Annotated in this window: 30 protein-coding genes and 1 tRNA gene; 16 read left to right on the top strand and 15 right to left on the bottom strand. The window is 69.6% G+C overall.

Going from position 1 to position 26399, the window contains the following annotated elements; translation table 11 throughout:
* Positions 1 to 17 precede the first annotated feature (17 nt).
* Genes ACTWPP_RS13595 through ACTWPP_RS13605 form a run of 3 tightly spaced genes read left to right on the top strand, consistent with a single transcriptional unit; the run spans position 18 to position 2517 of the window.
* On the top strand, positions 18 to 1109 hold the full coding sequence (locus ACTWPP_RS13595) for a radical SAM/SPASM domain-containing protein (protein ID WP_443104593.1): 1092 nt from the start codon (positions 18 to 20) through the stop codon (positions 1107 to 1109).
* The gene (gene tmk, locus ACTWPP_RS13600) at positions 1106 to 1738 is read left to right on the top strand and encodes a dTMP kinase (RefSeq protein ID WP_443104594.1); all 633 of its coding nucleotides are present in this window, start codon (positions 1106 to 1108) and stop codon (positions 1736 to 1738) included. Before ACTWPP_RS13595 ends, tmk begins: the two co-directional genes overlap by 4 nt.
* Positions 1723 to 2517: an endonuclease/exonuclease/phosphatase family protein gene (locus ACTWPP_RS13605; protein WP_443104595.1), complete on the top strand. Its 795-nt coding sequence runs from the start codon at positions 1723 to 1725 to the stop codon at positions 2515 to 2517. Before tmk ends, ACTWPP_RS13605 begins: the two co-directional genes overlap by 16 nt.
* A gap of 5 nt (positions 2518 to 2522) precedes the next feature.
* On the opposite strand, the gene ACTWPP_RS13610 is transcribed toward ACTWPP_RS13605, so the two are convergent.
* Positions 2523 to 3074 carry a class IV adenylate cyclase gene (locus ACTWPP_RS13610; protein ID WP_443104596.1) on the bottom strand — a complete coding sequence of 184 codons (552 nt, stop codon included), beginning with the start codon at positions 3072 to 3074 and terminating at the stop codon, positions 2523 to 2525.
* Positions 3075 to 3318: 244 nt separating this feature from the next.
* Between ACTWPP_RS13610 and ACTWPP_RS13615 the strand changes: the two genes are divergently transcribed.
* Entirely contained in the window at positions 3319 to 3813 is a 495-nt protein-coding gene (locus ACTWPP_RS13615) for an ATP-binding protein (RefSeq protein ID WP_443104597.1), read from the top strand.
* 774 nt (positions 3814 to 4587) lie between these two features.
* Positions 4588 to 5544, top strand: a complete 957-nt coding sequence (locus ACTWPP_RS13620; RefSeq protein WP_443104598.1) for a hypothetical protein — start codon at positions 4588 to 4590, stop codon at positions 5542 to 5544.
* A gap of 314 nt (positions 5545 to 5858) precedes the next feature.
* Here ACTWPP_RS13620 and ACTWPP_RS13625 read toward each other — a convergent pair whose 3' ends face one another.
* The 3 genes from ACTWPP_RS13625 to ACTWPP_RS13635 form a co-directional block, all read right to left on the bottom strand.
* Positions 5859 to 6764 (bottom strand): replication-relaxation family protein, encoded by a 906-nt coding sequence (locus ACTWPP_RS13625; RefSeq protein WP_443104599.1) that lies wholly within the window; start codon positions 6762 to 6764, stop codon positions 5859 to 5861.
* Complete coding sequence (locus ACTWPP_RS13630; protein WP_443104600.1) at positions 6761 to 8752, bottom strand: type IV secretory system conjugative DNA transfer family protein; 1992 nt, start codon at positions 8750 to 8752, stop codon at positions 6761 to 6763. Before ACTWPP_RS13630 ends, ACTWPP_RS13625 begins: the two co-directional genes overlap by 4 nt.
* 159 nt (positions 8753 to 8911) lie before the next feature.
* Positions 8912 to 9367, bottom strand: coding sequence for a hypothetical protein (locus ACTWPP_RS13635; RefSeq protein WP_443104601.1), 456 nt, complete (start codon positions 9365 to 9367; stop codon positions 8912 to 8914).
* Positions 9368 to 10303: 936 nt separating this feature from the next.
* Between ACTWPP_RS13635 and ACTWPP_RS13640 the strand changes: the two genes are divergently transcribed.
* The 6 genes from ACTWPP_RS13640 (at position 10304) to ACTWPP_RS13665 (ending at position 15606) form a co-directional block, all read left to right on the top strand.
* The gene (locus ACTWPP_RS13640; protein WP_443104602.1) at positions 10304 to 12310 is read left to right on the top strand and encodes a recombinase family protein; all 2007 of its coding nucleotides are present in this window, start codon (positions 10304 to 10306) and stop codon (positions 12308 to 12310) included.
* A gap of 18 nt (positions 12311 to 12328) precedes the next feature.
* Entirely contained in the window at positions 12329 to 12598 is a 270-nt protein-coding gene (locus ACTWPP_RS13645; RefSeq protein WP_443104603.1) for a hypothetical protein, read from the top strand.
* Positions 12595 to 13326, top strand: coding sequence for a DUF2637 domain-containing protein (locus ACTWPP_RS13650; protein WP_443104604.1), 732 nt, complete (start codon positions 12595 to 12597; stop codon positions 13324 to 13326). Before ACTWPP_RS13645 ends, ACTWPP_RS13650 begins: the two co-directional genes overlap by 4 nt.
* 141 nt (positions 13327 to 13467) lie before the next feature.
* On the top strand, positions 13468 to 14661 hold the full coding sequence (locus tag ACTWPP_RS13655; RefSeq protein ID WP_443104605.1) for a helix-turn-helix domain-containing protein: 1194 nt from the start codon (positions 13468 to 13470) through the stop codon (positions 14659 to 14661).
* A 536-nt stretch (positions 14662 to 15197) separates the two neighbouring features.
* Complete coding sequence (locus ACTWPP_RS13660) at positions 15198 to 15407, top strand: hypothetical protein (protein ID WP_443104606.1); 210 nt, start codon at positions 15198 to 15200, stop codon at positions 15405 to 15407.
* Positions 15400 to 15606, top strand: a complete 207-nt coding sequence (locus tag ACTWPP_RS13665) for a hypothetical protein (protein WP_443104607.1) — start codon at positions 15400 to 15402, stop codon at positions 15604 to 15606. The genes ACTWPP_RS13660 and ACTWPP_RS13665 overlap by 8 nt, the downstream gene beginning before the upstream one ends.
* 278 nt (positions 15607 to 15884) lie before the next feature.
* On the opposite strand, the gene ACTWPP_RS13670 is transcribed toward ACTWPP_RS13665, so the two are convergent.
* The 9 genes from ACTWPP_RS13670 to ACTWPP_RS13710 all read right to left on the bottom strand — a co-directional run bounded on the left by ACTWPP_RS13670 (position 15885) and on the right by ACTWPP_RS13710 (position 19967).
* The gene (locus ACTWPP_RS13670) at positions 15885 to 16097 is read right to left on the bottom strand and encodes a hypothetical protein (protein WP_443104608.1); all 213 of its coding nucleotides are present in this window, start codon (positions 16095 to 16097) and stop codon (positions 15885 to 15887) included.
* A 3-nt stretch (positions 16098 to 16100) separates the two neighbouring features.
* Entirely contained in the window at positions 16101 to 16610 is a 510-nt protein-coding gene (locus tag ACTWPP_RS13675; RefSeq protein WP_443104609.1) for a hypothetical protein, read from the bottom strand.
* Positions 16607 to 16888 carry a hypothetical protein gene (locus ACTWPP_RS13680; RefSeq protein ID WP_443104610.1) on the bottom strand — a complete coding sequence of 94 codons (282 nt, stop codon included), beginning with the start codon at positions 16886 to 16888 and terminating at the stop codon, positions 16607 to 16609. Before ACTWPP_RS13680 ends, ACTWPP_RS13675 begins: the two co-directional genes overlap by 4 nt.
* Entirely contained in the window at positions 16857 to 17273 is a 417-nt protein-coding gene (locus ACTWPP_RS13685) for a hypothetical protein (RefSeq protein ID WP_443104611.1), read from the bottom strand. The genes ACTWPP_RS13680 and ACTWPP_RS13685 overlap by 32 nt, the downstream gene beginning before the upstream one ends.
* A gap of 75 nt (positions 17274 to 17348) precedes the next feature.
* On the bottom strand, positions 17349 to 17990 hold the full coding sequence (locus ACTWPP_RS13690; protein WP_443104612.1) for a hypothetical protein: 642 nt from the start codon (positions 17988 to 17990) through the stop codon (positions 17349 to 17351).
* Positions 17991 to 18036: 46 nt separating this feature from the next.
* Positions 18037 to 18585 (bottom strand): NUMOD4 domain-containing protein, encoded by a 549-nt coding sequence (locus tag ACTWPP_RS13695; RefSeq protein WP_443104613.1) that lies wholly within the window; start codon positions 18583 to 18585, stop codon positions 18037 to 18039.
* Between the two features lie 226 nt (positions 18586 to 18811).
* A complete protein-coding gene (locus tag ACTWPP_RS13700) occupies positions 18812 to 19132 on the bottom strand; it encodes a hypothetical protein (protein ID WP_443104614.1) in 321 nt (106 codons plus the stop codon).
* 182 nt (positions 19133 to 19314) lie between these two features.
* Positions 19315 to 19737 carry a helix-turn-helix domain-containing protein gene (locus ACTWPP_RS13705; protein ID WP_443104615.1) on the bottom strand — a complete coding sequence of 141 codons (423 nt, stop codon included), beginning with the start codon at positions 19735 to 19737 and terminating at the stop codon, positions 19315 to 19317.
* Positions 19737 to 19967 carry a helix-turn-helix transcriptional regulator gene (locus ACTWPP_RS13710; protein ID WP_443104616.1) on the bottom strand — a complete coding sequence of 77 codons (231 nt, stop codon included), beginning with the start codon at positions 19965 to 19967 and terminating at the stop codon, positions 19737 to 19739. Before ACTWPP_RS13710 ends, ACTWPP_RS13705 begins: the two co-directional genes overlap by 1 nt.
* A gap of 184 nt (positions 19968 to 20151) precedes the next feature.
* On the opposite strand from ACTWPP_RS13710, the gene ACTWPP_RS13715 reads away from it, so the two are divergent.
* Positions 20152 to 20712 (top strand): hypothetical protein, encoded by a 561-nt coding sequence (locus ACTWPP_RS13715; protein ID WP_443104617.1) that lies wholly within the window; start codon positions 20152 to 20154, stop codon positions 20710 to 20712.
* Positions 20709 to 21971, top strand: a complete 1263-nt coding sequence (locus ACTWPP_RS13720) for a tyrosine-type recombinase/integrase (RefSeq protein WP_443104618.1) — start codon at positions 20709 to 20711, stop codon at positions 21969 to 21971. Before ACTWPP_RS13715 ends, ACTWPP_RS13720 begins: the two co-directional genes overlap by 4 nt.
* 107 nt (positions 21972 to 22078) lie before the next feature.
* Here ACTWPP_RS13720 and ACTWPP_RS13725 read toward each other — a convergent pair.
* Positions 22079 to 22167 (bottom strand) — tRNA-Leu (locus ACTWPP_RS13725).
* Between the two features lie 125 nt (positions 22168 to 22292).
* Between ACTWPP_RS13725 and ACTWPP_RS13730 the strand changes: the two genes are divergently transcribed.
* The 3 genes from ACTWPP_RS13730 (at position 22293) to ACTWPP_RS13740 (ending at position 26012) form a co-directional block, all read left to right on the top strand.
* Positions 22293 to 23603 carry a M20/M25/M40 family metallo-hydrolase gene (locus ACTWPP_RS13730; protein ID WP_443104619.1) on the top strand — a complete coding sequence of 437 codons (1311 nt, stop codon included), beginning with the start codon at positions 22293 to 22295 and terminating at the stop codon, positions 23601 to 23603.
* A gap of 79 nt (positions 23604 to 23682) precedes the next feature.
* On the top strand, positions 23683 to 24348 hold the full coding sequence (locus ACTWPP_RS13735; protein WP_443104620.1) for a hypothetical protein: 666 nt from the start codon (positions 23683 to 23685) through the stop codon (positions 24346 to 24348).
* A 137-nt stretch (positions 24349 to 24485) separates the two neighbouring features.
* The gene (locus ACTWPP_RS13740) at positions 24486 to 26012 is read left to right on the top strand and encodes a chaplin family protein (RefSeq protein ID WP_443104621.1); all 1527 of its coding nucleotides are present in this window, start codon (positions 24486 to 24488) and stop codon (positions 26010 to 26012) included.
* Between the two features lie 177 nt (positions 26013 to 26189).
* Here the strand turns inward: ACTWPP_RS13740 and ACTWPP_RS13745 are convergent, their stop codons facing one another.
* Positions 26190 to 26375, bottom strand: coding sequence for a DUF5703 family protein (locus tag ACTWPP_RS13745; RefSeq protein WP_443104622.1), 186 nt, complete (start codon positions 26373 to 26375; stop codon positions 26190 to 26192).
* Positions 26376 to 26399: the final 24 nt, after the last annotated feature.

The following is a 26399-nucleotide window of genomic DNA, read 5'->3' on the forward strand; positions in this document are numbered from 1 at the left end:
CCAGAGTGAGACGGTCCTTGATTCTCGACACCCAAGCCAGCTCCTGCTACTTCCGGACGTCGGTGGGGGAGGGAGAGCGTAAGGCGCTGGTGCAGATCACCGAACGGTGCAACCTGCATTGCGCGCACTGCTTCGTGTCCTCGACGGCCGTGGGCGGCGACATCTCGCTGGCCGACTTCACAGGCAAGGTGCTGCCCCGGCTGCGGGCCGCGCGGGTCGAGCGCATCACGCTGACCGGTGGGGAGCCGTTCGTCCATCCCGAACTGCTGCCGATCTGCCGCGCCGTCATCGAGGCGGGCCTGCCGGCGGGCGTGTGCACCAACGCCACCCGCGTCACCGACGAGCAGATTGCCGAGCTCGCCGCGCTGAGCGATGTGCACGTCAACGTCAGCCTTGACGGTTTTCGGCCCGCATCGCATGGCAAGTTTCGCGGCAACGTCGCCTCGTTCGAGGTGACGGTGGAGACCACCCGGAGGCTTGCGGCCGCCGGCCTGCTGCAGGGGCTGCTGTCGACGCCGAACGTGCTGACCGACCCGGAAGAATTCGCGGACCTGTGCGCGTTCGCGGTGGAGATCGGCGCCGAGTACGTCCTGATGAACCCGCTGTCGTCGTTCGGGCGCGGCGTCAAGTCGCAGGGGCGGATGGCCGCCCCCGAGGAGACGATGCGCGCCATCGAGACGGCGACCAGGCGGTTCGACGGACAGGGTGTGGAGTTGGTCCACATCCGCTTCCCCAACCAGGACAAGCCCCTTGCGGGCTGCGACGCCGGAAAGCTGATTTACGTCTTCGCCGACGGTGCCACGGCGGTGTGTCCCTACCTGGTGTTCGCCGCCCGGACTCCGCAGTCCCAGTACGCCGACACCGAGTTCCTCGTCGGGAACATCTTGGCGGGCGACGTCACCGAGGCACTGGACGGCTATGACCTGGCGGGGCGCCTCGCGATGGGCGGCAATTCCACCTGCCGATCGTGCTCGTTGAACGGCACGTGCGGGAAGGGCTGTCCGGCTGCGGTGGCCTCGCGGGGCGAGCGGATCGGTGAGGTGGACGTCGAGCAGTGCCCGCAGATCGACGGCAAGCCGCTGCTGCAGATCGGGCGGCGTGCGAGGTGACCGGGATCTTCGTGGCGATCGAGGGCCCCAACGGGGTCGGAAAGTCGACCAGCGCGCGCCTGCTGGCAACCCGGCTCGCCGTGCACGGACACTCGGTCCACCTGACCACCGAGCCGAGCCGTACCCACCTGGGAGCCCTGATCCGGCAGACCGAGGCGGAACTATCGGGCCGGGCACTCGCGCTCGCTGTCGCAGCCGACCGGGCCGCCCACGTGGCCGGCGAGATCGAACCCGCACTGGCCGCCGGGAAGGTCGTCATCAGCGACCGCTACCTGCCCTCCTCACTGGTCCTGCAACGGCTCGACGGTCTACCTCTGGCAGAGATCTGGCGCTACAACGCCTTCGCGCCGCGCCCCTTCCTCACCCTCTACCTGGAAGAGGACCCCGCGGTCATCGCGACCCGCTTGAAGGAGCGCCAGGTTCTCAGCAGGCTTGAGCGGGCTGGCTCGCCGAGCCGTGAGCTGGGGCTGTACCGCAAGGCGTACGCGTTCCTGGGACGGCGACGCTGGCGGCAAGCGCGCATCGACTGCCGTGGCCTGGCACCCGATGACGTCGTCAAGGCCATGCTCGGCCGCATCGAACTGTTGAACCTCTGGGAAAGGAACCCCCTGTCGTGCTCTCGGTCCTGACCGTCAACCTCGGCGCGGCCGCCCGGCCGCGTGCCGAAGCCATGCTGGAGTGGCTGTCCGCCCGCCCTGAACAGGTCCTGCTGCTCACCGAGACCAGCGCGGGACCCGGCACGGCCTACCTGCTGGAACGCTTCCGCGAGGCCGGGCACACCGTCATCAAGTCCCCAGACGAGAACGAGCGCGGCGCGGCCATCGTCAGCAGCGTCAAGGTGCTCGAGGACTCGTCGGCGAAGCTCGGCGGTGTCACGGTGCCCGGACGGGTCGCCGCCTGCCTTTTGGACTGCGAGCCGCGCGTCTTCGCCGTCGCCGTCTACGTTCCCAGCCGCGACCGCAGTCAGAGCAAGACCACCCGCAAGCAGCAGTTCATCACCTCCTTCCAGACGGCCCTGGCCTGCCTGCCGCAGGAACTGGCGAGCAACACCCTCGTCGGGGGTGACTACAACGTCATCAGCCGTGACCACGAGCCCCGTCACCGCGGCTTCCTGCCGTTCGAGTACGGCCTACTGGAGACCCTGGAAGCGACCGGCTACGTCGACACCTACGCCAGCCTGCACCCCGACGAACAGGCCCACTCCTGGATCGGCCGCACCGGCGACGGCTACCGCTATGACTACTTCCACGCCGGGCCGGCACTCGCCGACCGGATTACCGACTGCCGCTACCTCCACGAGACCCGCGACAGCAAGCTCACCGACCACGCGGCGCTCACCGTGACCCTGGACGTCGTCCCCAACCTGTTGCCCACTACCGACCCGGCATCCAGTGGCGCGCTGTTCTGATCGATTCAGGTGCTGTGCTGCTGGGCGAGGCGGACGAGCGAGTCATAGGTGTCGGTTACTCGCTCCAGCTTGACGCCCAGGCCGGTCGCCCATGCATCCAGTTGCGCCTGGACGGCCAGGCCCGGCTCGTCGGCGGCTGTCACCGTCTCGATTTCCAGGAACGGTCCCACGCCCTCGACCTCGTCCAGGCACAACGACCACCGCCCCGCCTGGCCGGTCCGACGCCGCTTGACGATCCGAATCGTCGGACGGAACCCCATCTGCAGCAACGCCTCGTGCATCTGCCCGGGGTCGGCCACGACCGTTTCGGCCTCCAGGCAGGCCATCTCGTTGTCCTGCGGGGTCTTCACGGTGAACAGGTGCGTGCCCTGCACTGTCCGCAGACGGCCGAACGGGACACCGGTCTTGGGCTTGCCGTAGCCCCACCACGCCGGGGCGTACGCCTGATCCTCCTGGAGGACCGGCGCGGACAACGAGACTCCGTGATCAGCCAAGGTGCGTAGCAGCGCGTCCTGCTCGATCACGCGGTACTTGACCTCGATCTCCTGAGCTTCCATGGTCCCCCCGGCCGTGACGAGTGTGTTCAAAGAAGCCTAATGGTGCCGGTCTCATCGCGAGGTGTTTTTTGGCCGGGCGGACGGAGAAGGTCGGGCATTTGTGGCACCGGGTGGGTGCAGTTCTTGAAGGATGGATCGGAACTTGACCTTTCCTGCCGAGCTGAGCATCAATTGTCATCCGGCCGTCCGTGGCACGCAGGCCGGTCATCGGTGACGGACGGCGAACAAAGGAGGAACAAGCGACATGGAAAATGCAAAACTGGTCGGTGTGACGGCCAACGAATGGCTGTGGGCAACGGAGAAGATGCAGTGGCGTCGGGTGTACCCGGGCCGTGTCGACCAGGTGCGGGCTGCACGCGCGTTCGCTGAGACCCTGTTCGAGGGGATGCCCTGCGTGGACGTCGTCGCGCTGGCCGTCGGCGAACTCGCCGCAAACGCGGTCAGGCACACGCGCTCGGGTGAGGGAGGTGACGGATGGTTCGGTCTCGAGGTCGTCTGCGACAACCCGGTCTACGTCGCCGTCACCGACATGGGAGGCCACGGCATCCCGACCGTCCTGCCTGAGGGGTACGGCGGCTCCTACAGCGAGGGCGGCCGGGGCCTACGAATCCTGTACGAGCTGGCGCTCATGTTCGGCATGCACGGCAGTAGCACGCTCGGGCATACGGTCTGGGTCGACCTCGACCTCAACCGCAAGCTGGAGGTCGACGCGCAGGCACCGGTCCATCTGGTGTCATAGGAGGGTCCAGCCTGTGCCTACCAGGCTGGACCCTCGCGACAAGGATAGCCAGCTCGCGTGAGGCGGCTCCGTCTTTGCTCGGTATCGGGCGGAGACGGAGCCGCTGTCCTATACGGGTAGTGAGTCGTCAAGGGAAGAGGCTTGCTCAGCCCTTCTCCTGGACCTTCATCAGCCCCTTTCCCTGGACCTTCACGTTATGAAGAGAAGCCCAGGGCTAGCGCATAGTCGCAGGTGAGGCTTCTGTGCAGCCTGTAGTGCTCCCGACTCGTCCCTACAGACGACCGGTAGTAGTTGCGCGCGCGTGGTCGTGGGTGGCTGTGGTCCAAGACCTACCCAGGCCCATCTACCTCGCATGCCAGAGTCTCCATGTGCCGGCCGGGTGAAGGCGGTGCCCCCGCGCCGTGCGAGGGGGACGGCGCTTGGATGCACGGCGAGGCCGCCGCCACTGACGCAGCGCGGGTCGAGTCCGCCCGAACGGACTCGGCCGGGCCTGCCCGTTGAGATTCCTGTGTCGCCAAGACGACTCATATTTGAGTGTCCGGACGGCGCCGCTGATGGGTGCGAGTCAAGCTGTTTGTTGTGTCTGATCGGTAAATGTTTTGGTGGTTGGCGATGTCAGGGAAGCCTCTCCAGCCGTTTTGGTGACGTAATTTATGGGCCCGTCGGCTTGAGGATGGCGCCGTATCGAGTGACGGTGGTGTTGCAACAGAAAACACGCCACCGAAACCCGGCCGCAAAAATGCCGCCCGGGTGTCATCGAAAAGGAGTCATGAAATGGCAGCGAACACCACCACCGCGACCGCGACCGACGCCCAGGTTGCCGCCACGGCCCCCGCTACCGCCCCGGCCGCCCCGACTACCCCCGCCGTCCCGGCGGGCGTCAGCGGGGACGGTGCGGCCGTGTTCGGCGCGGTGGCCGCAACCCCCGATGCGACCATCCCCGCCCTGGCCACCGCGACCGGTCTCACGCGGGCGGTGGTGAAGAACGCCCTCACCGAGTTGGTGGCGGCCGGACACATCACGCGGCCCCCGGGCGCGAAGGGCACCAACACCGACACCTGGACGCCGGTTCCCGCCGTCCCGTCCGACGGCACGTCGGATGGCACCGACGGTGAGGCCCCGGCGGGTGTGTCGGCGGACACGATCGCGGCGGCGGTGAAGATCATGCAGGACGAGGCCGACCGGCGGGCGGCCGCTGAGGCCGACCTGCAGAAGGCGATCGCCGACGAGGAGGCCCGGCGGGCGCAGGCGGTCGCCGAACTAGCGCGGCGTCAGACGGCCGAGGCGACCCGGCGGGCGCTGTCGGACCTGATCGCGGCGGCCACGACCGCCTACGCAGCGGTGGCCGCTGAGGACGACGACGCCATGACCGCCGGACTGGAGCGGGTGTACGCGGCAACTGCTGAGGTCCGCCGCGCCACCAAAGCCACCGTCCGCAACACGGGGACGGCCGCCGGTAGCGGCAACGGCAACCGGAACGGTGGGCACCGGGCCGCCCCGCGCCCCCTGCGCCCCGAGGTGATCGCCCACCTGGCCGCCCACCCGGACACCGACTTCACGCCCGGTGAGATCGGGCGGGTGCTGGAGCGGTCGTCCGGTGCGGTTGCCAACGCCCTGGCCACCATGGCCGAGAGGGGCGAGGCAGTCATGACGTCGGAGAAGCCGGTCCGCTACCGGGCGGCCGCTCCGGTGACCGATGACGGGGGCGCGTCCCGTGCCGTGACCGCCTGACGTGCCCGCCGGGCCGTTGGGCCCGGCGGCGGGTATGCGACGGTGGCGTTCCCCCGGATCACGGGCGAACGCCACCGTCTTCTCGTACGTACGCGCGCCCCGGACCTTGCCGCACTCGTAGCCACAGCGGCGCGCGCGCCGCTGTGGCGGCCGTAGCCAGTTCGGACAGTGGCGGGATGGCCCCCGGGGCCGGGCGGCCGTGGTCCGGCGCATAGGGGCGACCGTGGGGCGGCGGTGGCCACCCCCCGTGCGGGCTCCACGCCGGGGCCCCATGCGGGCCTACGTCGGGGCGCCTACGGGCGGGGCGGTGGCGGCTACATGGTGAATTCCCATGCGTCGGCGAGGGCCGTGAGCCGTTGGCGGGGGCCCCTGATTCCGGCAGGTAGCCAGACGGCCCCAGCGGGGCCTTCGCCTGAGGTGGTGGGTGTTTGGACGGCGGTAGCGACCGGGACTCCGGGGACGCCGAGGAGCTTGCGGAGGTTCGCCTCGCGGGCGGCACTGGGCAGCCAGAACAGGACGGGTGTGGTTGATCCGGTCTCGCGGGCGAGTGCGGTGTAGCCGTTAAGTTTGGCGGTGACGCGGGCGAGGCGTTCGGTGCCGGTGTCGTGTTCGAGGAAGAAGGCGACCTCGGCTGGCGGGCCCTGCCTCGGGATTTGGTTTCGGGGCTCGCTCCATCGGCCGAAGGCGTCGGGGCGGGCATGGTCGCCCCATTTAGAGACGCACCGGCGTTCCGGCCACCACTGGACCAAGCGGGCGCCGTCGTCGCGGTTGCGGGCGTAGGCGCGTAGGTGGACGAAGAAGTCGTTGACGCCGACTTGGTGGCCGAGTCGTGGTGAGACCGCGATGCCCATGGCGGTCTCGTGCCGGTAGCCCAGTTCGCGGAGACTGACGCCCTGTTCCACGGCCAGGACGTGGGCGCCTGCGGGACCGAGCACCCAGTGTTTGGCGGCCGTCCCGTTCGGAGTCCACGGCCGGAACGACGACAGCGCGTGCAACTCGTGGAGTTGGCGAAGGCGCTGGTGGGTGCGTACGGACGTGCGGAAGAACAGGGCAGTGATCTGGTCGCTGGTCAGGACGCGATGTTCCCAGACCAGGGTGAGCAGCGCGCGGTCTCGCGCGGTGAGGCGGTGCGCCAGGTCGGCGATCAGTGCGGCGGTCACGCGAGGCGGCCGGGCTTCCCGCTCGCGTAGCCGCTGGGCGGGCCTTCTCGGCTTGGTCACTCCTCGCCCTCCCCATCACCTTCGGTGTCGGGCGCGTCCAGGTCCGCGTAGTCGGCAGCGCCGAAGGGGCCGGAGGACGGGTTGGTGAGTGCCCTCGGTCGGGCTGTGGGCGTCGGGCCGTGGTCGGCGGGCGTGTACGCCTCGCGTGAGGCCTGCCTGATCGCCTCGGCGCGGCCCGGAATGGGCTCGGGCAGCGGGCGAGTGCGCAGTGTGAACGCCTGCATGGGTGCGTCGTTGTGAATGATGCGGGCGGCGGCCTGGTACCTGCCCAGGTGGCACAGGTCGTGTTCGGTGATCGAACGGCCGGTGTGTTCGGTCAGCGCGTGGGCGTCCTCGGGCGAGATCGCGAAGTACATCTTGTTTCGTGCGTCGGCGGAGACGGCGTCGCGCAGGTCGCGGGGAAGCTGCGACAGGTGCTGGTGCGCGATGATCAGCGAGAACCGGTACGCACGGGCCTCGGCGAGGATGTCGGAGACAGAGCCCGGAATGTTGAGGAAGTTGTGCGCCTCGTCGATGTGGGCGACGGCGTCGCGGCGGGCGTCCTGAGGTCGATGTGCGCGAGGTGTGATGGCCTGCCAGGTGTGGGCAAGCAGCAGCGATCCCAGCAGCCGCGCGGCGTCCTCGCCGAGGATCCCCTTTCCGGCGCGGGCGAGGATGAGGCCGCCGCTGTCGAGGATCTTGCCCAGGTCGACGGTGGAGGCCGAACCCGACAGCGCGTCGCGGACGAAGGGTCGCATGAGCACGGCGCGCAGCTTGTTCATGATCGGACCGGTCATGGCGGTGCGTCCGCCGGGTGACAGCTGGTTGTAGTCGCTCCAGAACCCTTGGAGCATGACGTCGTTGCCGAGTCGGGCGATGGTGCGGGCCCGGTAGGCGGCATCGGTCAGCAGGGTCGGGACGTCGGCCAGGCTGGCGTGCGGCCCGTACACCTTGGCCAGGGTCAGGCAGGCCGAGCGGAGCGCGTCGTCCATGCGCGGACCCCAGTTGGCGGCGAAGCAGCGCCGGAAGGTGGTCACGATCGCCTCGACCGCGAACACCGGGTCAGGCCCGGTCAGTACGTTGATGCACGGAGGCCGCCCGGGCTGGGCGGGGTCGAACACCACCGTCTTGCCGACGGCTCGCTCGGGCAGCCGGTCCAACACGTCGGTGATCAGGTCGCCTTTGGGGTCGATGACCAGCGCGCCACGCCCGGCTTGGGCGTCGGCGAGGATCTGCCCGGCCAGGAAGGTTGACTTTCCGGTGCCAGTCTGGCCGAGAACGTGCATGTGCTGGCGGGCGTCGGCGACGGTGACAGCCACCGGGCGCGGTGTCCCGGCGTCGCTGTCCCCAAGGATCCGCACCGCTTGGCCGGGCATGCGGGCAGAGGGCACGGCCGGAGAGGGGAACGACGAGCGGGCTCCGGCGCGGATGACCCCCGGCGCGTCCAGGTCGTAGGGCAGATGAGCGAGCGCGGCCAGCTCATCCACGTTCAGCAGGTAGCCCCGTCCGAGATGGCGGTCTGCCATCCGCCGGCCCGGTGCGAGCAGGCGCCGGGTGCGTAGGTGCTGGTCCCCCGAGGTGAACAGAGAGAAGGTCGCGTAGATCGCGCGTGCGCCTACGCGGAGCCCGCTGTGCACCTTGCGCCGGGCGCTCAGTACGGCGACGCGGTCTGAACTCGTACGGACCGTTTGGGGCCTGACCCCGTGACGGGTGGTGCCCAGGGCGTACCTGATCTCGACCTCGAACCGCGGCTTGCTCGCTTTGGCCAGGATGGATTTCACCTGCTGTGCGCGCTCGGGATACAGCTGAGCGATCTCGCTGGAGGTAGGCCGGCCGTGGTCAAAGCCAGCGCCTGGGGTGATGAGGTCGAAGAAGGCGCCCTGCGCGCTCTTGGAACGGCCGCCTCGCAGCCGGGAGGCGGTGCGGATCGCGCGGCGGGCACGGCGCCCAGTGCAGGGGCGGGCCAGGATCTGCACGGCCGCGTAGTCAGCCTTCCGCAGTCCCGCCATTGCGCCGAGCAGCGGCCGTAGCGGGTCGGCCTTGTGATCGGTGGCGAGCGGCAGGTCCTCGTTGTTGCCCAGTGTCAGCCGCCCTCCAGCAGCCTCGGCGTCGAGGGGGATCGGTGGTGCGGCGGCGCGGGTGGTGATGGTGGCGCCAGGCCAGGCCGCCTATACGGACTTCTCGATCACGCCCGGCGCGATGGTGCCCGGTACCCACACTTGGAACCGGATGCCGTTCTCGTCGGCCACGTACTCGAACGCCAGATGCGGCTGCCCGAAGACCCAGCGCTTCCACTTGGGACCGAGCTGCCCGACCTGGTGCTTCCACCACGCCGCGGCGCTGTCGGCCTCCACGTTCGGAGGCACCGCGATCTCGACCACACGTGTCGTGCGCGAGTGATACCGGTTGCGCCACCGGGTGACCGCCACGCGGGCGCCGGTGACGGTCACGCAGACGGCCACGACGACGCCGATGATCTCCGGTCCGTGCCGGGCGAGCAGGCCGAGCAGCAGCGTGGGCAGCTCCGGCAGCAGGTGAGCGTGGTCTTCCAGCCACTGGACGGGCGAGTCGGCGGGCTGGTGCGATTCGGGCACGTCGGACACGTTCAGATGGATCTCCTCCAAGAATGCGGACGATGTGGGCGGTGCTGTCAGGCGGTCGTGGATTCGCACACCCTTAAAGCACCGCGTAGAGCGCGAGATTGGCCTCGCGGCCGACAGAAATTGCCGAGACTTGGCCCGATTGACTGTCCAACTTCAAATCGGCGCCGGTGTGCGTACCGCGAGTTTCTTTTGGCGTCCCTTTGTCTTGATGTAGGCGTGGCTTTGTTGTCTCTGGTTAATGTACGAGCTAGTTTGCGACCTTCCGTTTCGGGCTGCACGCCCGGCCTTCGGCTGTCGCTCTACGTTCCGTCGCTAAGTAATAGGGCGGCTCGGGCGCCGCTGGGAAGTACCTGCCGGTCAGTCTTTACACCGACTTTTAAAAGAGCCTTCCATATCAGCTTCTGTGCCTCGTTGTCCGCTGCGGTCGAAGACCGGGAGATCTGTAGTGATCCCACCGGAGGTCGCCATGAATATTGGCTAATTCTTGACGCGCCGGGACGGCCAAAAACAGGTGTCTCGGCGGTGCTTTATAGATGAGAGGGGGAACGGGCGCCTGCCGGTCCAGGCGGCCCGGCGCATGACCACGAACCAGCCAGACTCCACGACCAGCCACCCGCGCACGTCTCCACGTACAGGTGACCGCCCGCCGGCCACACGCAGAAGATCGCCTCGCCACTCGCCCCGGCCGGTCCACCATCGTCCGCCGGTCCAGGACTTGACCTCGGTCGACGAGTCGAGCGGTGATGACCACCGGTCCGCCACCGGGGCGGACCGCCCGTCATCCGGCACCCGGCCGGACAACGGGGGAGCGGCAAGCGCTGAGCCTGGCCGTCTGCGACTGGTCGCACCGGCCGAGCCGCCACGCCTCACGCCCTACGCGGCTCGCGCGCTTCTGAGCCTCATGCTCGAAGTCCGTGCTCGCCGCGCCGCCGATCACAGCGACGAGGAGACCGGCCGATGATTCCGCAACGATTCCGGGCAGCAACGCCCCTGCGGTTCGCCTTCTACGGGCGGGTGTCCACCGAAGACAAGCAGGACCCGATCGCGTCGAAGGCATGGCAGTTCCGGCGCGCGGAGACGCTGATCGAGAGCAACGGTGGCTGCATCGTCGTCGAGTACTTCGACGTAGACCGCTCCCGCTCGATCCCATGGGTGCGGCGGCCGGAGGCCAGTCGGCTACTGGAAGCGCTGAAGAACCCGAACCGGGGCTTCGACGCTGTCGTCATCGGAGAGCCGCACCGAGCCTTTTACGGAGGGCAGTACGGTCTGACGTTCCCGCTGTTCGACCACTACGGCGTGCCGCTGTGGGTTCCGGAGATCGGCGGGGCGATCGACCCAGTCAACGAAGCCCACGACATGATCATGTCGATGTTCGGTGGGCTCTCCAAAGGGGAGCGCAACCGCGTCCGGACCCGAGTCCGCAGCAGCATGGCCGCCATCGCCGCGACCGAAGGCCGCTACCTCGGCGGCCGTCCTCCATACGGCTACAAACTCGTGGACGGCGGGCTGCACCCGCACCCGGGGAAGGCGGCCGACGGCAAGCGCCTGTACAAGCTGGACATCGACCCTGACTCGGCACCGGTCGTCCAGCGCATCTACTGCGAGTACCTCGGCCTCGACGGCTCACCCGAGAAGGGACTGTTCGCCATCGCCGAGGGACTGACACGAGACGGCATCCCCTGCCCATCGGCCCACGACCGAGCACGCAACCGGCACCGGGAGGGACTGGCCTGGGCCAAGAGCGCGGTGAAGTCCATCTTGACCAACCCGCGCTACACCGGGCACCAGGTCTGGAACCGGCAGCGTAAGGACGAGGTCCTCATCGACGTCAACGACGTCTCCCTCGGCCACATCACCAAGCTCCGCTGGAACGACCGCGACCAGTGGGTCTTCTCCAAGAAGGTCGTCCACCCCGTCATCATCGACAAGGACGTCTTCGACCGCATCGAGGGCAAGCTCGCGGCTCGGCGTTGCCAGACCGGCGGCACCAAGGCCCGAACGCACAGCAAACACGCCTACTCGCTGCGCGGCGTCATCTACTGCGGGCTCTGCAATCGCAAGATGCAGGCACACACATACAAGGATTACGTCTACTTCCGGTGCCGCTACCCGGAGGAGTACGCGCTGGCCAACAAGGTCGAGCACCCGCGCAACATCTTCGTCCGGGAGCACCAGGTCACCGCGCTCGTGGACCCGTGGCTGGCCAAGGTCCTGGCGCCCCATCGCATCAAGCAGACGATCGCCGATCTCCACGCCGCGCAGGAACCTCCGACGAACAGCGCCGCGATACGCGCCAAGGCCCAGATCGCCGACTGCGAGACCAAACTCGCGCGTCACCGCGCCGCCCTCGAAGCAGGGGCCAACCCGGTGACTATCACCGAGTGGATGACGGAGACCGAATCTCAGCTGACCGCCGCCAGAGCCGAACTCCACGCGGCTGAAGGGCAGCGCCCGCAGACCCTGACGGTCCGGGAGATCAACGCGCTCGTCACCGCACTGGGTGATCTCGTTTCCGTCCTCCAGGACGCGAGCCCAGAGGCTCGCCAGGGCGTCTATCAGGCGCTCGGTGTTCGGCTCGTCTACGACCCGGGCAAACAAGAAATCCGGGTCGAGGCTGACCTCAACCCGGATCGAATCGTGACATCCACGTCCCCGAATTTGAGGGAACGGTACGTGTCCGAGGGGGGACTTGAACTCCCACGGGACCAGGGGCATCCGAGATCACGCAGAGGCATTCACGTATGCGCTGACCTGGCGATACGGCCTCTGCGGTCTCTCCCGGACGCACCTGGATACATCCAGATACACCGGCGGCAGTATCACGCGAAGTATCACCACGGGAATCACGGGCGGCCCTGCTGGTCGCCCGTGCTCCCGCGGGCCGCCGCGCCCTGCGTCCGGGGAACCCCGTCCATGAGACGGCCCCGGGTACGGCGCCACGCACGCCCGACCCGGGGCCGCTGATCCGGAGGAGACCCGGACATGCCCCAGAAGCTACCCACCGACCTCGGCCCGTACGAGACCGAGCAGCAGGCGGCCGAGACGACTCGCGGCGCCTACGGCGTGCTGAACGGCGCCCCGCCCGGCACCATGGCCCAGTTCAACCGGGAGCGCCTTGCCGCGGCATGCGCGGCCGCCGGCGTCGAGCTCGGCGAGCACGATCGGCGCACCCTCGCGTGGCTCGCCAAGTGGGAACCGGAGACCGTTGCCGTGGTCGCTGGCCTCATCGCACGTGCCGGAGCGGCCCGGTGAACGCCGGCGACCGGGTCATCCGGATCACCACCGCGGCGAGCGTCCTCGGCGTCGGCGCGATCGCCGGGCTCGTCTCCTACCGGCACGCGCTCGAGGTCGTCCGCGCGCACGGCGAGACGGGCCTCACGGCGCTGCTCGTCCCGCTCACCGTTGACGGCCTGGTGGTCGTCGCGTCCATGGTGCTGCTCGACTCGGCGCGCCGCCGCGAGGATGCGCCGCCGCTGGCACGGTGGGCGCTCGGCATGGGCATCGGCGCCACGGTGGCCGTGAACGTCCTGCACGGCGTCGAGCACGGGCCGGTGGGCGCAACCATCGCGGCATGGCCCGCGGTCACGCTGGTGGTCGTGGTCGAACTGCTCATGACCATGATCCGCCGCGGCGGCGGCGCGGCGGCTGACCCACCGATAAAAACCGATAGCCGGGACGTGATCATGGATGGACCGACCACTCCGGCCCCGGTGGTCGACGCGCCCGCCGGCGTCGACCAGGCGGCCGAGGACGACCCACCCGACGACGCGGAATCGACCACCCCGGCCGAGGACGACCACGCAGGCCACGCGCCGTCTGAGGGTCTTGCCGGGGCGGTCCGGTCAGCCAGGGTGGCGGGCCGGTCGCAACGGTGGATCTCGGACGAGTTCAAGATCTCCCGGCACCAGGTCCGCAAGCTGCTGGACGAGCCGGTTCCGACCGGCCCGGCCGCGCTGAACGGCCACGCGCCGGACGGCTGAACCACGTCCCACACGCACCGGCGCCCCGTCACCTCCGGGAGGCGGGGCGCCGGTGCGTTCGTACTGATGAGCCGGGGCCCTGACGTGATTCGGCCCTGCGCCGTAGCCTGAGAGTGCGACCACTCAGGAGGTGCAGGGCCGATGTCCGACGATGGTACCCCCGACACCGTTGGCAAGCGCATAGCGCGCTGGCGCAAGAAGCGTGACCTGACACAAGCCGGTCTCGCACAACGCGCGAACTACTCCCGCGGCCATCTCGCGCAGGTGGAGGCCGGCCACAAGGTCGCCACTCCCGCGTTCGTCGCGGCGACGGCCGCGGCGCTCGGAGTAGATCCCGCCGTCCTCTACGGGCAGCCGTACGGCCACGATGACCACGTGCACGCGGCCATTCCCGAATTGCGTCGCGTCCTCGCCTACGTCGACGTCGGCCCCGATCTGGCTGGGCCACCCCGCAGTCTGGATGTCCTCGCCGCGGAGGTCGCCACCTCCCGGCGGCTGATGCACAAGGCCCAGCTCACCAAGATCGGGCAGCGGCTCCCCGCCGTGATCGAAGAACTCATGTTCTGGGCGTACGAGACCGACGACCCGAGGGCCTGGAACCTGCTGTCGCGTGCCTTCGGCTCCGCGGTCAGCCTCACCCGGCGACTCGGCTACAGCGGTGACGCCCTGGCCCTGCTCGAGCGCGGGGCCGATGCCGCACGCCGCTCCCAGGATCCACACCTGCCGCTGCTGGTGACGCTGGCGCGGTCGCTGCTGCTGATGGGCCTGAACGAGCCCAAGCCCGCGCTGACGCTGCTGGACCGGGCCGCGGCCAACATCCAGGACGACCGGCCCGACGCTGGCGAGGTCGGCGGCGCGATCGACCTACGGTCAGCCATCATCGCCGCACGCACCGCCCGGGACCACGACCACTACAGCAACCAGGCGTGGGAGTACTGGGGGAAGGCGTCCGAGCGGATCCGACAGGGGCGCGGCGGGAAGCCGGTTCATGGGCTGGAGTTCACGCCGGCGAACGTCGCGATCCACGGGGCCGCCGTCGCCGTCGAGCTCGGCGACTTGGACGAGGCCGCGCGACGTGACCACGGCATCGAAGACCGCACGTTGACGATGCTCCCGCCGGAACGTCGCGCTCACCACGAGATCGACATGTCCCGCGTGCACGTGGAGACCGGCTCCTACGGCAAGGCCGAATCCCGGTTGGAGAGCGCCGACCGCATCGCCCCGCAGATGGTCACCTTTCATCCGACCGCGCGTTCTGTGGTGACTCATCTGGTGGACGTCCGGCGGACGCTGCCCGAACCGCTGCGACGCATCTACAGCCGCATGAGCGCGTAGCCGATCGAACCGAGGTGCACAAGGCCCCGATGTTCCAACTTGGAACATCGGGGCCTTCGTGTGACGGAACTCTGTGTCCGACGACACAAAGCGACCCCGGGCGGTGCGCGAACACCGTGATCCCGGGGCCTCGCCGGACGACTGGAGGTCCGACTGATGCAAACGGTAGCGCCCCCATGGGGCGGACTAGACGTCGATCTCGATCAGGCACTAGCCGAGCTACGCGCCCGGTTCCCGGGAGTGCCGCTCTGGCATGGGGAATGGACCGGGCGCCTCTGGGGCGTAGTGACCGACCGGGCGGGCCGTGACCACTTGGTGGAGGCCGCCACCCTGGACGAGTTCGAGCGGCGCCTCAGCGCCGTCCTGCCGCGCCGCCGGACGCAGCCGCGGCACATGCCGCACGCGCCCCGCGTGGCAGAGGGAATGTGGTCACCGTCTCCTCCGCCGCACCGTCCGCCCGGCACCCGGCACGCACGGCCCCCGCGGCGCGGCCTGCTTCGGCGCATGGTGGACGCTCTGACGCTCGGAGGCGGCCGATGACGGCGACGGTGGAGGAGACGAAGGCGGCCCTGCGTGAGGAGTTCCCGCGCTGGTCGATCATTCACAGCAGCGCGGGCCGCTGGTGGGCGATGCGGGACGTCGAGCGGGACGAGCGCGGGCGCCTGATCATGCACGAGGTCAGCGACGTCGACGCCGATACGGCTGACCAGCTCCGCGGCAAGCTCCGGGCGGTGAACCATGGCTGAGCGCCGTGCCCTGAACCTGGACGAGCCCGGCTTGCCCGAAGCGCTCGCCGCGTACATGGCGCTGATGGATGAGGTCGTCACCGAGTCGCAGCACTGCACACGCGTGGAGGACGCAGACAAGATCGCGGCCTACGGCGACATAATCGAGCGCGCCGCGGCGCGCCGCCGCGAGCGGGAGCGGCGGGCAGAGGAGCCATAGGCCGGGGCGGCGCCGCCGGTGGATAACAGCCCCCGGTCCCGGCCGCGTCGCCCCTTCCAACGCCGTGGTCCCGGCGATCATCCTTGGCGGGGTGATGGGCAGCCGGGGCCACGGCCCTCCCGGGGATCCGGGGGGGGATCAGGAGGCCCGGCCCTTTCCCCGCGGGGGCCGGGCCTCCGCTGATACCCGGGGAAGTATCAGCATCCGCGCAAAGACAAGCCCCGTGACCTCGTTTCAGCAGGTCACGGGGCTTGTTGTGGGGGACACTCAGTCCCCCATCATGCGCCGGACAGTTCGCCGATCACGCTGTCGATGGTGGTCCGGTACGCGCCGACGTCGCCACCGTGCGAAGCGTCCGTCACCGAGCCGATGACCGCCTTGCCGTGCCGCTCCCGGAGCGCGTTCACCAGTTCGAGCGTGAGCGAGTCGCGCCGCAGGCACAGCCCTAGCACCTGCTCGAGGTCGGTCGACTCCACCTGGATTGCAGCCATGGGTTACTCCTCCTCCTGGTCCGGGCCGTCGACGCCCGGAACGGGCCCGTAGAAGCCCGCCATTGCCCGCTCGGCACCGCGGTCGCGGTGCCGGTGGTACTGGGCCTCCGGGTAGGGCATGCCGCGCTGAAGGTCGCGCAGGGGCGCCGCGGCTCGCTCGCTCCACTGCGCGTGCCGCGCCGGGGCCGAGTCGCGGCGCTGGATCTCCTCCATGCGCTCCCGAATCTGCTCGCCGGCCGCCTGCTCGTTGCGGGCGCGGATCTCCTGCTCCGCTTCCTGGTGGGCCTGCTGTTGCGCCTGCGCCAGGATCCGCGACCGCTCCGGGCCGTCGACCGGGCCCGCGGCGGTGAGCCGCTCGGCGTAGATCACGCGGGCCCGCTCCCGGATGCTCTGCTCATGGTCGCGCCGGGCCTGCTCGTTGCGCCGGCGCGCGGCCGCGCCGGCGCCGTCTCCGCGCAGTCGGCGCATGATCTCCTGCGCCCCGCGGTCCGTGCTGGGCTGGGTGACGTTCACCGAACCTCCCTGATCGTGTTCTCCTCGGCCGCCACTCGGCGCGGGGTCTCGTCCAGTAGCCGCCGCAACTCGGCGTCTTGGCGTGGCGTCATGACCCGGCACGGCCGCGCCGACCACTCCGCGGCCGCGGCGCGTTCGTCGGTGTGCCGGCCCCGCGCGACGGCGACCAGGCCTTGCAGCGCGGCGAGCTGCTGGTGATGCGGCGCGCCCGGGCAGGCGTCACCGTGCACAGCACACAGCCGCCGCTTACGGGGCGCCCACGGTCTGCTGACCGGCATCGTCCGCTCCCCTCATTTCCCACTCGATCACCGTCTTGGACGGCACGGCGACCCCGAACAGGTGCACGCGGTCCTTCCCGATGTCCCGAATGAGACGCAGAATCGACACCTGCTCGGTGACCGTCAGGTCCTCACGGTCCAACAGGCCGTGCGCGCGGCGGAGGAGATCGTCAAGGCGGTCTTCCTCGGCCCGCCGCAACTCCTCCGGATCGAGGCCTTCGCCGAGCAGCTCGAGGCCGAGCGCGACGCGGCGCTGAACGGTCCGCAGGGGCAGGCCCATGTCGCGGGCGATGTCGGCGACGGGTACGCCGCGGCGGCGCTGCTCGAGCGCGCGGAGCGCCTCATCGGCGCGTTCGGCCGCGGTCGCGCGCCGCTTACTCGCCATGGGCCCCTCCTCCCCACGCCACATACGCCACTCTGTACAGCGTACGTGGTTGATCGCGGCAGGGCATTGATCCGGTCAGGCCTGGCCCTTCAGGACGAGCCGCGGCCGGGCGGAGAGTCGGCGGGTGTCGCAGATGTCCAACGTGGTGCAGTCGACCTCGAGGGTTGCCAGGACCGCATCACAAGGCATGGCGGCCTCGAACACCGCCCAGCCAGCGGCGCCTGCCTGCGAGCGGGCGTGCTCTCTGGCCCACGTGACGGCGCCGCTGAGAGAGGAGGTCCAGCACCATCCGTACTCAGCGGCGGCGATGTCGCGCCGGTCGGGGAACCCCCAGGTCGGTCGGCCGTTGCGGGTGGCGGTGCCGCGGTACAGGATCCAGCTTTCGTCCCCGATGTCCTCGGGAGGGTCGGCGGGTTCGCCGTCGATGGAGTAGCCGGCATCGTCGAACATGGCTGACCATTCGTCTTGGGTCAGGCAGGCGCCGGGCCACAGGCTGTTGACCCATAGAAGCGGCACGTAGTGGGACAGTGCGCCGCCGTAATGGGGGTCGGGGAGTTCGCCGTTCTCCCACATCTTGTAGAAGCGGTGTGCGAGTTCGCGGCGGCGTTCTAGCGCTTGGGTGTGTCGGCCTTGGTGGAAGAGTCGGCGGGACGTGGCGTCGCGTTCGATGCATTCGGCGATCTGTCGGGTTCGGGGTGGGAGTTCTAGCGGTGCCATGTGGGTCCCTCCTCATCGTGTTGCGGCGCCATGTGTTGCGTGCGCCTCACGCTGCCCAGGCACCCTCAGTACGCAGGCAGGCCGCCCGGATCGTGCCGTGTGCGACGCCGTATTCGCGGGCGAGCGCCCGGTACGAGATCCCGCCGGCCGCGTGTCTCGCGCGGATCTCGGCGACCTGGTCGCGGGTGAGTGCGATGGGGCCGACACGGGTCGGAGGCTGGGGGCGCCGGGGGAGTCGTGGCCGCCGTAGTGCGGCGTTCTGCTGGCGTGTCAGCCACACCAGATTGGCGAGAGACGCGTCGCGCGTGTCGGCGTTGCGGTGGTGTACCTCGTGCTCCGGGCTGGGCGGTGGCGAGAGGAACGCCGCGGCGACCAGACGGTGGACGTGGTGGGAGCGGACCTTTCCTGCGGCGTACAGGCCGACTTTCGGGTAGCCGCTCGTTCCGATGCTGGGGCGCAGGATTCGGCCGGGCCAGGTGCAGCGCCCGGGCGCGGCGCGGCGGACGCGGCCGGCGTCGGAGACTTCGTACACGCCCTCGTAGCCGGGGCAGGGCCGCCACTGCTCGGCGGCTGAGTGTGATCTTGAGTTATCCACAGCTTGTCCGATTTGCCCGATTCCCTAATTCCAGTTCAGCCCCGTGGACGTCACAAGCCCCGGTTGTTCTTTCGTCTCTTGGTCTTCTGCCTGGTCTTCTTGTTGGTCTTCTACGTAGTTCAGGTCGGGTTTTCCGACGTTCGGTCACCCGACGTTCGGTCACCCGACATCGGGAAACCTGACGTCGGTGCGACCTGCGGTTTTGCCTACTTGTCCACATGGCGGCTCACCTGGACCCGGGCGGCGCGTCGACCGGTTGCGGCACGTCGTAGACCCACATCTCTTTGCGGAACCGGCCGTCCTCACCGCGCAGGTTGCGATACGTGACGTAGCCGCACTCGACCAGTTCCCGCAGGCCAGAGAGGACCACCGTCCGCCCGTTGGGGCTCTCACCGGCAAGCTTGTCGGCGTCGGTGAGCCATCCGTCCGAATAGCTCAGAAGGGTGGTCAGGAGGCCCCTGGCCTTGAATGAGAGCCGTTTGTCGCGCGCGGTGTCGTTGGGCACCTTGACGAAACCCGATGGCCGTGGCGCCCGGACGATCCGCATGCTTTCACCGCCTCGGTGCCGCGGGACCGGTCACAAGCTCGACCAAGCGGCCTTGCGATGGCATCGCGTCGCCGGAGCGGTCCCATCCAGACCGGACGTTCGGGGCTACGCTGGTGGCTGGATGGAGTGTGCTCGTTTGGGGGCCGTTCCCGGTGGGCCCGCCGGGACGGCCTCTGCCCTTGTCATGAGGCATCGGCACCCCCGGTGGGGGACGTGCGGTCCCCTGCCCCATCGGCGGCCCCGGCCGCCTGATCTGGGCGGATAGGGACCACCGGCGCGCCGGACGACCCGGTGATACCGCGACCGATACCAGGGGCCTCAAGCAGGGCTTCGAGCGCGCCGAGACCGGCCCGGATCATCTCGGTAGCCGCCCGCACGGCTGCCGGGTCGATGCCGGACGGCGCGGCGGTCTCCGCCGGCGACTCCGGGGGCTCGATGAGCGCCAGGAGCCGGGGCACCGGGATGAGGGTCTTGGTTCCGACCTTGACGGCCGGGATCGTCCCGGCGTCGATCGCTCGGCGGACGGTGCGGTCGTCAGCGCGGAAGACGCCGGCGACTTCGGAGACCGTGGCGAAAAGCTGGGTGCGTAGTTCGTCGGGGGTCATTACGCGATGACCTTCCGCAGTTCGGCCAAGAGGGTGGCGTACGCGTCGCGCGTCTTACCGCGCGGCCTCCGCGTGCCGTCCTCCCACCGGGCGACGGTCACCCGGTGTACGCCGAGTTCCTCGGCCATGCGTTCCTGCGTGACCTCCGCGGCTTCCCGGATCCTCCGCGCCTCCGCGGGAGTGGGCAGCGGTACGCGGGCGCGTAGCTCATCGACCAGTGGCACCGTCATCGATGCACCTCCCCGTCATTGACTGTGACGAGCGTGGCGCGGCACCGGTACCCGCCGTCAATCATGCATGGCACATTGATTGGGTTGCGCATGTGTGAGTGGCACGCGTACGGTTACATGCGTGGCACCTAAGAGGCAACGGAACACAGAGGTCCGGATCGGTCTCGATCAGGACCAAGACGAGATGGCTGATCTCGTACGGGAGCGCCGGTGGATCGTCTTCAAGAGTGACGATCTGCCCTACCCGGTGGCCATGAGCATCGGCATCGGGGACGATCGGCGGCTCCGCTGTACCGGGCTGTTCCTCGGCATACCGCCGGACGGTGAGGCCGTAGAGATCACCTCGGCGTCCCTGCGTGATGTCCCGGTGGGGGCGCTGCTTCAAGAGCTCGCCGCGCGTGAGCGGGAGTTCCGGGATTTCGTCGGCTACTCGGGGCCCCACGGCGCGAGTCCGTTCTTCGATCCGGGGTTGGCCGAGGAACTCCCGCCCCCTCCTCCCCGCGTACGCGGATCACTGACCCGTGAGCACCTGGAGTACGTCGCGGTGGAGTATCGCCGCGCTCTGGTGGAGACCCCCCGCGCGCCGATGCAAGAGCTTCGGCGCCGTCTCGGGCTGTGGAGAGGGCGCGAGATCCCGGAGCCGACCGCACGGCGGTGGGTCCAACGGGCGAGGGACTCCGGCCTCTTGGGCGAGTCACAACCCGGCAAGGCCGGTGAACGGCCACGACGAAAGGACAGGGAGTGAGCAGCAAGAGCAAGCCGAAGAGACGCAGCCCCGGGGAGGGCTCCGTCTTCGAGTTCAAGACGAAGGCGGGCGCGGTCCGCTTCGGGATCAAGTTCGTGGTCACGCAGGAGGACGGCTCTAAGAAGTCGGTCTTGCGTCGACGCGGCCCCAACGGCGAAACCTGGACCAAGCGCACCGACGCGGCGAAGGCCCTGCGCGACGCTATGACGAAGGTCGACACGGGCACGTGGGTGGACCCGTCCAAGCAGCCGCTCGGCGAGTATCTCGACACGTGGGCGGCCGGCCTGCGGCTCGGTGACTCCACGGTCGCGAGCTACAAGAAGAACATCCGACTCCACATGACGCCCTACCTCGGTGCGATCCCGCTGGCGTCCCTGACCACGGCGAAGATCGACGCCCTGTACCGGACGTTGGAGGAGAACGGCCGTCGCGACGGCAAGGGCGAGCTGACCGGCACCGGCCTCAGCGCCCGGACGGTCCGCTACATCCACACCATCCTGCGGTCGGCGCTCCAGGCCGCGGTAGACGCCGAGCCCGCGCTACTGGCCAAGAACCCCGCGGACAAGGCCAAGCCACCCACGGCGAAGCAAGCCGCGCCGCCGGAGATGCACCCGTGGGCGGCGGCCCAGCTTCGTACGTTCCTCAACTGGTCGGCCGAGCACAGCGTTCACCACGTCGCGTGGTACGTGCTGGCGATGACCGGGATGCGCCGCGGCGAGCTGCTGGCGCTGCGCTGGCGCGACATCGACTTCGACGCCGGAACGATCCGGGTCCGCCGGTCGGTCGGCCTGATCCGGACCAAGGGCAAGAAGCCGGAGATCAAGGAGGGCGACACCAAGACCAGCAAGCCCCGTACCGTCGACGGCGACGACCACACCATGGGGATGCTGCGCACGCTCAAGCGGGAGCGCGGCAGTCTGGCGCTCCAGCTCGCCCGTGATGACGCGCTGGTGTTCGGCGACGCGGAGGGCAAGCACCGGCACCCGGAGCGGTTCTCCCGCGCGTTCAAGGACCAGCTCAAGCGGTGCGAGCGGTACCTCACCAAGCAGGGGCGGGAGACGCTGCCGGAGATCCGTCTTCACGACCTCCGCCACACCCACGCGACGCTGCTGCTGATCGGCGGGGAGCCGGTCAAGGTGGTCTCTGAGCGGCTCGGCCACGCGAGCGCCGTCATCACGATGAACACCTACGCTCACGTCCTGCCCGGGAACCAGCGGGCAGCGGCGGACAAGTTCGCGGCCCTGGTCGCGGAGGCGTAGAACCATGACTCACAGGCCGGAAGTATCAGAGCGGTATCACCGGGCCGTTTCGGGCCCTGCGATGATCGCGTTCCGGGCCTGTGACCTGCAAGAACTTGGATCGTCTCTGGTGTCCGAGGGGGGACTTGAACCCCCATGCCCCGTAAAGGGCACTAGCACCTCAAGCTAGCGCGTCTGCCTATTCCGCCACCCGGACCGGTTGCAGGCCGCAGCGTGGCTGCGGCCGGTTCACCATACCAAAGGAGACGAGTCGCGGCGAAGTCGATCGACGGGGCACCATGGGGGCGACAGGTGTGGACGCGAGGCGCGAAGGTGATCATTGTGGCCCAGCAGCCGACCGCTGAGGACGAGGTCGTCCGGCTCTGCCAGGAGCTGATCCGGATCGACACGAGCAACCCCGGTGATCATTCGGGGCCGGGGGAGCGGGGGGCGGCGGAGTATGTCGCGGGCATGCTCGAGGAGGTCGGGCTGGAGACGCGGATCTTCGAGTCGCATCCGGGGCGGGCCAGTCTCGTGGCGCGGATCGAGGGGGAGGACCCGGGGCGGGACGCGTTGCTGCTGCACGGGCATCTGGATGTGGTGCCGGCGCGGGCGGAGGACTGGACGCACGACCCGTTCGGGGGAGAGATCGTGGACGGGTGCGTCTGGGGTCGCGGGGCCGTGGACATGAAGGACATGGACGCGATGATCCTGGCCGTGGTGCGGCAGCGGCTCAGGGAGGGGCGCAGGCCGCCGCGGGACGTGGTGCTGGCCTTCCTGGCCGATGAGGAGGCCGGGGGCAAGTGGGGGGCGCAGTGGCTGGTGAGGGAGCATCCGGAGCTGTTCGAGGGGTGCACCGAGGCCGTGGGGGAGGTCGGCGGGTTCAGCCTGACGGTGCCGGGGGACCGGCGGATGTATCTCATCGAGACGGCGGAGAAGGGCATCGCGTGGATGAACCTGACCGCCGTGGGGACGGCGGGGCACGGGTCGATGGTGCATCCGGACAACGCGGTGACGGCCGTGGCGGCGGCGGTCGCGAGGCTGGGGTCGCACGAGTTCCCGGTGCGGCTGACGAAGTCGGTGCGGGCGTTTCTGGAGCGGGCGTGCATGGCGTACGGGGTGGAGTTCGATCCGGAGCGGCCGGAGAAGTGCCTTGAGGAGATCGGGCCGCTGGCGCGGATGATCGGGGCGACGCTCAAGAACACGCTCAATCCGACGCGGCTGGATGCCGGTTATAAGACGAATGTCATTCCGCAGAGTGCCACGGCACAGGTGGATGGACGGTTCTTGCCCGGATATGAGGAGGAGTTCTTCGCGGTAGTGGACGAACTTCTCGGCCCGGACGTTCAGCGGGATTTCGTTCACCATGACCAGGCGATCGAGACGGACTATGAGGGCGCGCTCGTCGCGGCGATGGAGGCGGCGCTGACCTCGGAGGACGCGGGCGCCCTGCCGGTTCCGTACTGCCTGAGCGGCGGGACGGACGCCAAGTCGTTCGCGCGGCTCGGCATGCGGTGCTTCGGCTTCGCGCCGCTGAAATTGCCTCCAGAGTTGGACTTTTCCGGAATGTTCCATGGGGTCGACGAGCGCGTTCCCGTGGACGGCCTGCGCTTCGGTGTGAGGGTCCTCGACAAATTCCTCGATCGCTCCTGAATTTGCCATCGCCAATGCGTTCCGTGGTGCTATCGTCACCGTTCGTTGAGGATGGTCTGGTGGCAACGGAGGGTGTCCGGTGGCGGGTGACGCGGCGCGGCTCGGGGCGGATTCCGCCCGGCCGCGTCGCGTCATCGCCGGGCGGACCTTCCAGCGGCTGCTCGTCCTCGGCGGGCTGCTGATCGCGGGCTGGCTCCTCGGGTGCGCGGCGGAGTCCGCGCACGCCGAGGAGACGCCCGTCACGCGGGTCGTCGCGCAGACGCCGCTCGGGGACGCGGTCGAGACCGTCCACAGGCGCGAACCGGTGCGCCGCATCGTGCGGGCCGTGGCGGAGAAGGCGCCGGAAGCAGTGAAGGCGACGCCGGACGCGCCGCCCCTTCCGGAGGTCCCGGAAGTTCGAGAGGTCGTGCACGAGGCCGGTGTTTCGGCTGTTTCCGCGCCCGAGGTGCCAGAGGTGCACCAGGGTGTGCGGGCGGTTTCCGAGGCCGCCGAGGCGGTTCCGGCCGTCGGCGGCCATGTATCGCGCCAGGTCGTTCAGGACGATCCGGTTCCTTTGCAGGCACCCGACCGGCCGGACGGTAATTCGGCGGCCGGCGCTTCCGCCATGCACGGTGTGACGGCGGGCTTCCCGAACGTCGTCGCGTGGGCTCCGGCCCCGCCACGCGCGTCGGATGCGCTCGCCTTCGGCGCGGTTCCCCCGGCCGTCCGCACCGCCGCGGGCGAGCCTTCCTTCGCGCCCGACTAACACCCGGTCACAGGCTCCGGACGCGTGCCCGTGCGGCTCGGGCACGCCGGTCCGGTCACTCGCCGTGCCCTTCGCACGGCACATCCCCCGACGCACAGGAGAAACGTGCGTCTCCCCCTTTCAATGAACGGAGCATCATGCGAACGCGGGCAAAAGGCATATCCCGTGCCGCGGTGTTCGCCGCGGGTTTTGCCGCCCTCGGTGTCACCGCCCTCCCGTCCAGCGCCTTCGCCGACGTCACGAACGGCGACGGCGGGATCCTCAGCGGCAACCAGGTCGACGCGCCGATCTCCGCGCCGGCCGACGTGAGCGGCAACGGCGCCTCGCTTCTCGGCACCACGTACGCCACGTCCGACGGCGGCGCCAAGATCCGTAAGCGCGGCGGTGCCGGGCAGAAGACGTCCGGCGGGCACGGGGTCGCCTCCGGAAACCAGGTCAACGCCCCCGTCTCCCTGCCGGTGAACGTCTGCGGCAACGGCGCCGCCGTGCTCGGGCACGCGGACGCGGGCTGCGGCGGCGGCGCCAAGGTCACGGGCGGCGGCAAGAACGGCCAGGTCACCGACGGGACGGGTGGTGTCCTCGCGGGCAACCAGGTGAACGCGCCGATCTCCGTTCCCGTCAACGTGTGCGGCAACGCGGTGGCGATCGCCGGTGACGCGGCGGCCGGTTGCGAGGGCGGCGCCGGCGTCAAGAACGGCGGCCACACCGGGTCCGGGCAGGAGACGTCCGGCGTGTTCGGTGTCGGCAGCGGCAACCAGGCGAACCTGCCGATCTCCGTTCCCGTCGACATCTGCGGGAACGCCGCGGCGATCGTGGGCGCGGCGGCGGCGAGCTGCCACGGGCAGACGCTGGTCAAGGGCTCGCACGGGTCCGGTGCGCGGACGTCCGGCGAGGACGGCGCCGGCAGCGGCAACCAGGCGAACGCGCCGGTCACGGCCCCCGCGGACGTGTGCGGGAACGCCGCCGCCGTGGTGGGCATGGCGTCCGCCGTGTGCCAGGACGACCCGGGCCACGGCGGCTACCACCCTTACCACCGGAGCACCGGCACGCCCCTGCCCGGCACCGGCGGCCTTCCGGAAGTCGGCGGCCTGAACGTGGCCGACGGCCTTATCACCGTGACGGGCCTGCCCTCGACCAAGGAGCTGCCCGAGGTGGGCGGCGCCCCGGCGCATGGCGCGCGGTCGAGGGTGGACGGTCTGCCCGTGGCCGGTGGCCTTTCCGACCTGGGCCGTCTGCCCAAGGTCAATGGCCTGCTCGGCTCCGTGCTGAATCCGGAGATTCTGCGTGGAGCAGGGACGGCGACGCCGCCGCAGGGAGTCGAGGGTCTGTCGTCCGCGCCGGTGTCGCTGCTCGACACGCGGAACCTGTCCGCCGCCGGCACGCCGGGGAAGCGGACGATCCCCGGTGTGCCGGGCGGGACGGTGCTGCCCTCCTCGCCGGTCGTGCCGTCCGTGCAGAACGCGGCGGCGGGTCTCCCGGAGACGGGGGCGCTCTCCACGCCGGCGACGGGTGTGATCGGGCCGGTGCAGCCGGTCGCGGCGGAGGAGACGACCGGCCCGAAGCCGAGGGCCGGGACGACGTGGACGGTCGGCGCGGCCGCGCTGCTGGCCTTCGCCGCCGGGGTGCTCGGGCTGACCCGCGGGATCAGGTTCGGACGCCGCTGAGGAGCTGCGGCCGCCGCGGCGTGGTGGTGCGGCTGCGGCGCGGCGGTGAGCGAGACGCTTCGCCCGTCCCGGGAAGGCGCGGTCCCCGGGACGGGCGAAGCCTTGTCACCAGGCAATACGTTCACGTTGCGTCAATTGGAACGTACGTAGTGCTACGCTCCGGGCGGCGGCGTCGGCTCAGAACGTGCGGACGGCGCGGATGACCTTGCGGCGGAGCTGAATACGGCGGCGGCCGTCTGGGTAGAGGCGCAACCGATCGATCTCCCAGCCGTCCCGCTCCGCGTGCTCGGTCAAGATCTGCCGGGCGGTATCACGGGTGATGCCGCGGGGCAGTGACAGGACGAGGTAGGTGTACTCCGCCATCGCGACCATTATTACTTGGTCTAC

Origin of the sequence: Actinomadura sp. 3N407 (assembly GCF_052245875.1) — a bacterium.
Taxonomy (GTDB): Bacteria; Actinomycetota; Actinomycetes; order Streptosporangiales; family Streptosporangiaceae; genus Spirillospora.

Bases quoted from the DNA above. Each gene is read 5' to 3' on its own strand.
- ACTWPP_RS13610 (WP_443104596.1), bottom strand. From the start codon at position 3,074: ATGGAAGCTCAGGAGATCGAGGTCAAGTACCGCGTGATCGAGCAGGAC.
- ACTWPP_RS13715 (WP_443104617.1), top strand. From the start codon at position 20,152: ATGGCTGATCTCGTACGGGAGCGCCGGTGGATCGTCTTCAAGAGTGAC.
- ACTWPP_RS13620 (WP_443104598.1), top strand. From the start codon at position 4,588: ATGGCAGCGAACACCACCACCGCGACCGCGACCGACGCCCAGGTTGCC.
- ACTWPP_RS13680 (WP_443104610.1), bottom strand. From the start codon at position 16,888: ATGCCGGTCAGCAGACCGTGGGCGCCCCGTAAGCGGCGGCTGTGTGCT.
- ACTWPP_RS13645 (WP_443104603.1), top strand. From the start codon at position 12,329: ATGCCCCAGAAGCTACCCACCGACCTCGGCCCGTACGAGACCGAGCAG.
- ACTWPP_RS13740 (WP_443104621.1), top strand. From the start codon at position 24,486: ATGCGAACGCGGGCAAAAGGCATATCCCGTGCCGCGGTGTTCGCCGCG.
- ACTWPP_RS13615 (WP_443104597.1), top strand. From the start codon at position 3,319: ATGGAAAATGCAAAACTGGTCGGTGTGACGGCCAACGAATGGCTGTGG.
- ACTWPP_RS13710 (WP_443104616.1), bottom strand. From the start codon at position 19,967: ATGACGGTGCCACTGGTCGATGAGCTACGCGCCCGCGTACCGCTGCCC.
- ACTWPP_RS13690 (WP_443104612.1), bottom strand. From the start codon at position 17,990: ATGGCACCGCTAGAACTCCCACCCCGAACCCGACAGATCGCCGAATGC.
- ACTWPP_RS13705 (WP_443104615.1), bottom strand. From the start codon at position 19,737: ATGACCCCCGACGAACTACGCACCCAGCTTTTCGCCACGGTCTCCGAA.
- ACTWPP_RS13640 (WP_443104602.1), top strand. From the start codon at position 10,304: ATGATTCCGCAACGATTCCGGGCAGCAACGCCCCTGCGGTTCGCCTTC.
- ACTWPP_RS13655 (WP_443104605.1), top strand. From the start codon at position 13,468: ATGTCCGACGATGGTACCCCCGACACCGTTGGCAAGCGCATAGCGCGC.
- ACTWPP_RS13700 (WP_443104614.1), bottom strand. From the start codon at position 19,132: ATGCGGATCGTCCGGGCGCCACGGCCATCGGGTTTCGTCAAGGTGCCC.
- ACTWPP_RS13745 (WP_443104622.1), bottom strand. From the start codon at position 26,375: ATGGCGGAGTACACCTACCTCGTCCTGTCACTGCCCCGCGGCATCACC.
- ACTWPP_RS13630 (WP_443104600.1), bottom strand. From the start codon at position 8,752: ATGGCGGGACTGCGGAAGGCTGACTACGCGGCCGTGCAGATCCTGGCC.
- ACTWPP_RS13660 (WP_443104606.1), top strand. From the start codon at position 15,198: ATGACGGCGACGGTGGAGGAGACGAAGGCGGCCCTGCGTGAGGAGTTC.
- ACTWPP_RS13665 (WP_443104607.1), top strand. From the start codon at position 15,400: ATGGCTGAGCGCCGTGCCCTGAACCTGGACGAGCCCGGCTTGCCCGAA.
- ACTWPP_RS13685 (WP_443104611.1), bottom strand. From the start codon at position 17,273: ATGGCGAGTAAGCGGCGCGCGACCGCGGCCGAACGCGCCGATGAGGCG.
- ACTWPP_RS13670 (WP_443104608.1), bottom strand. From the start codon at position 16,097: ATGGCTGCAATCCAGGTGGAGTCGACCGACCTCGAGCAGGTGCTAGGG.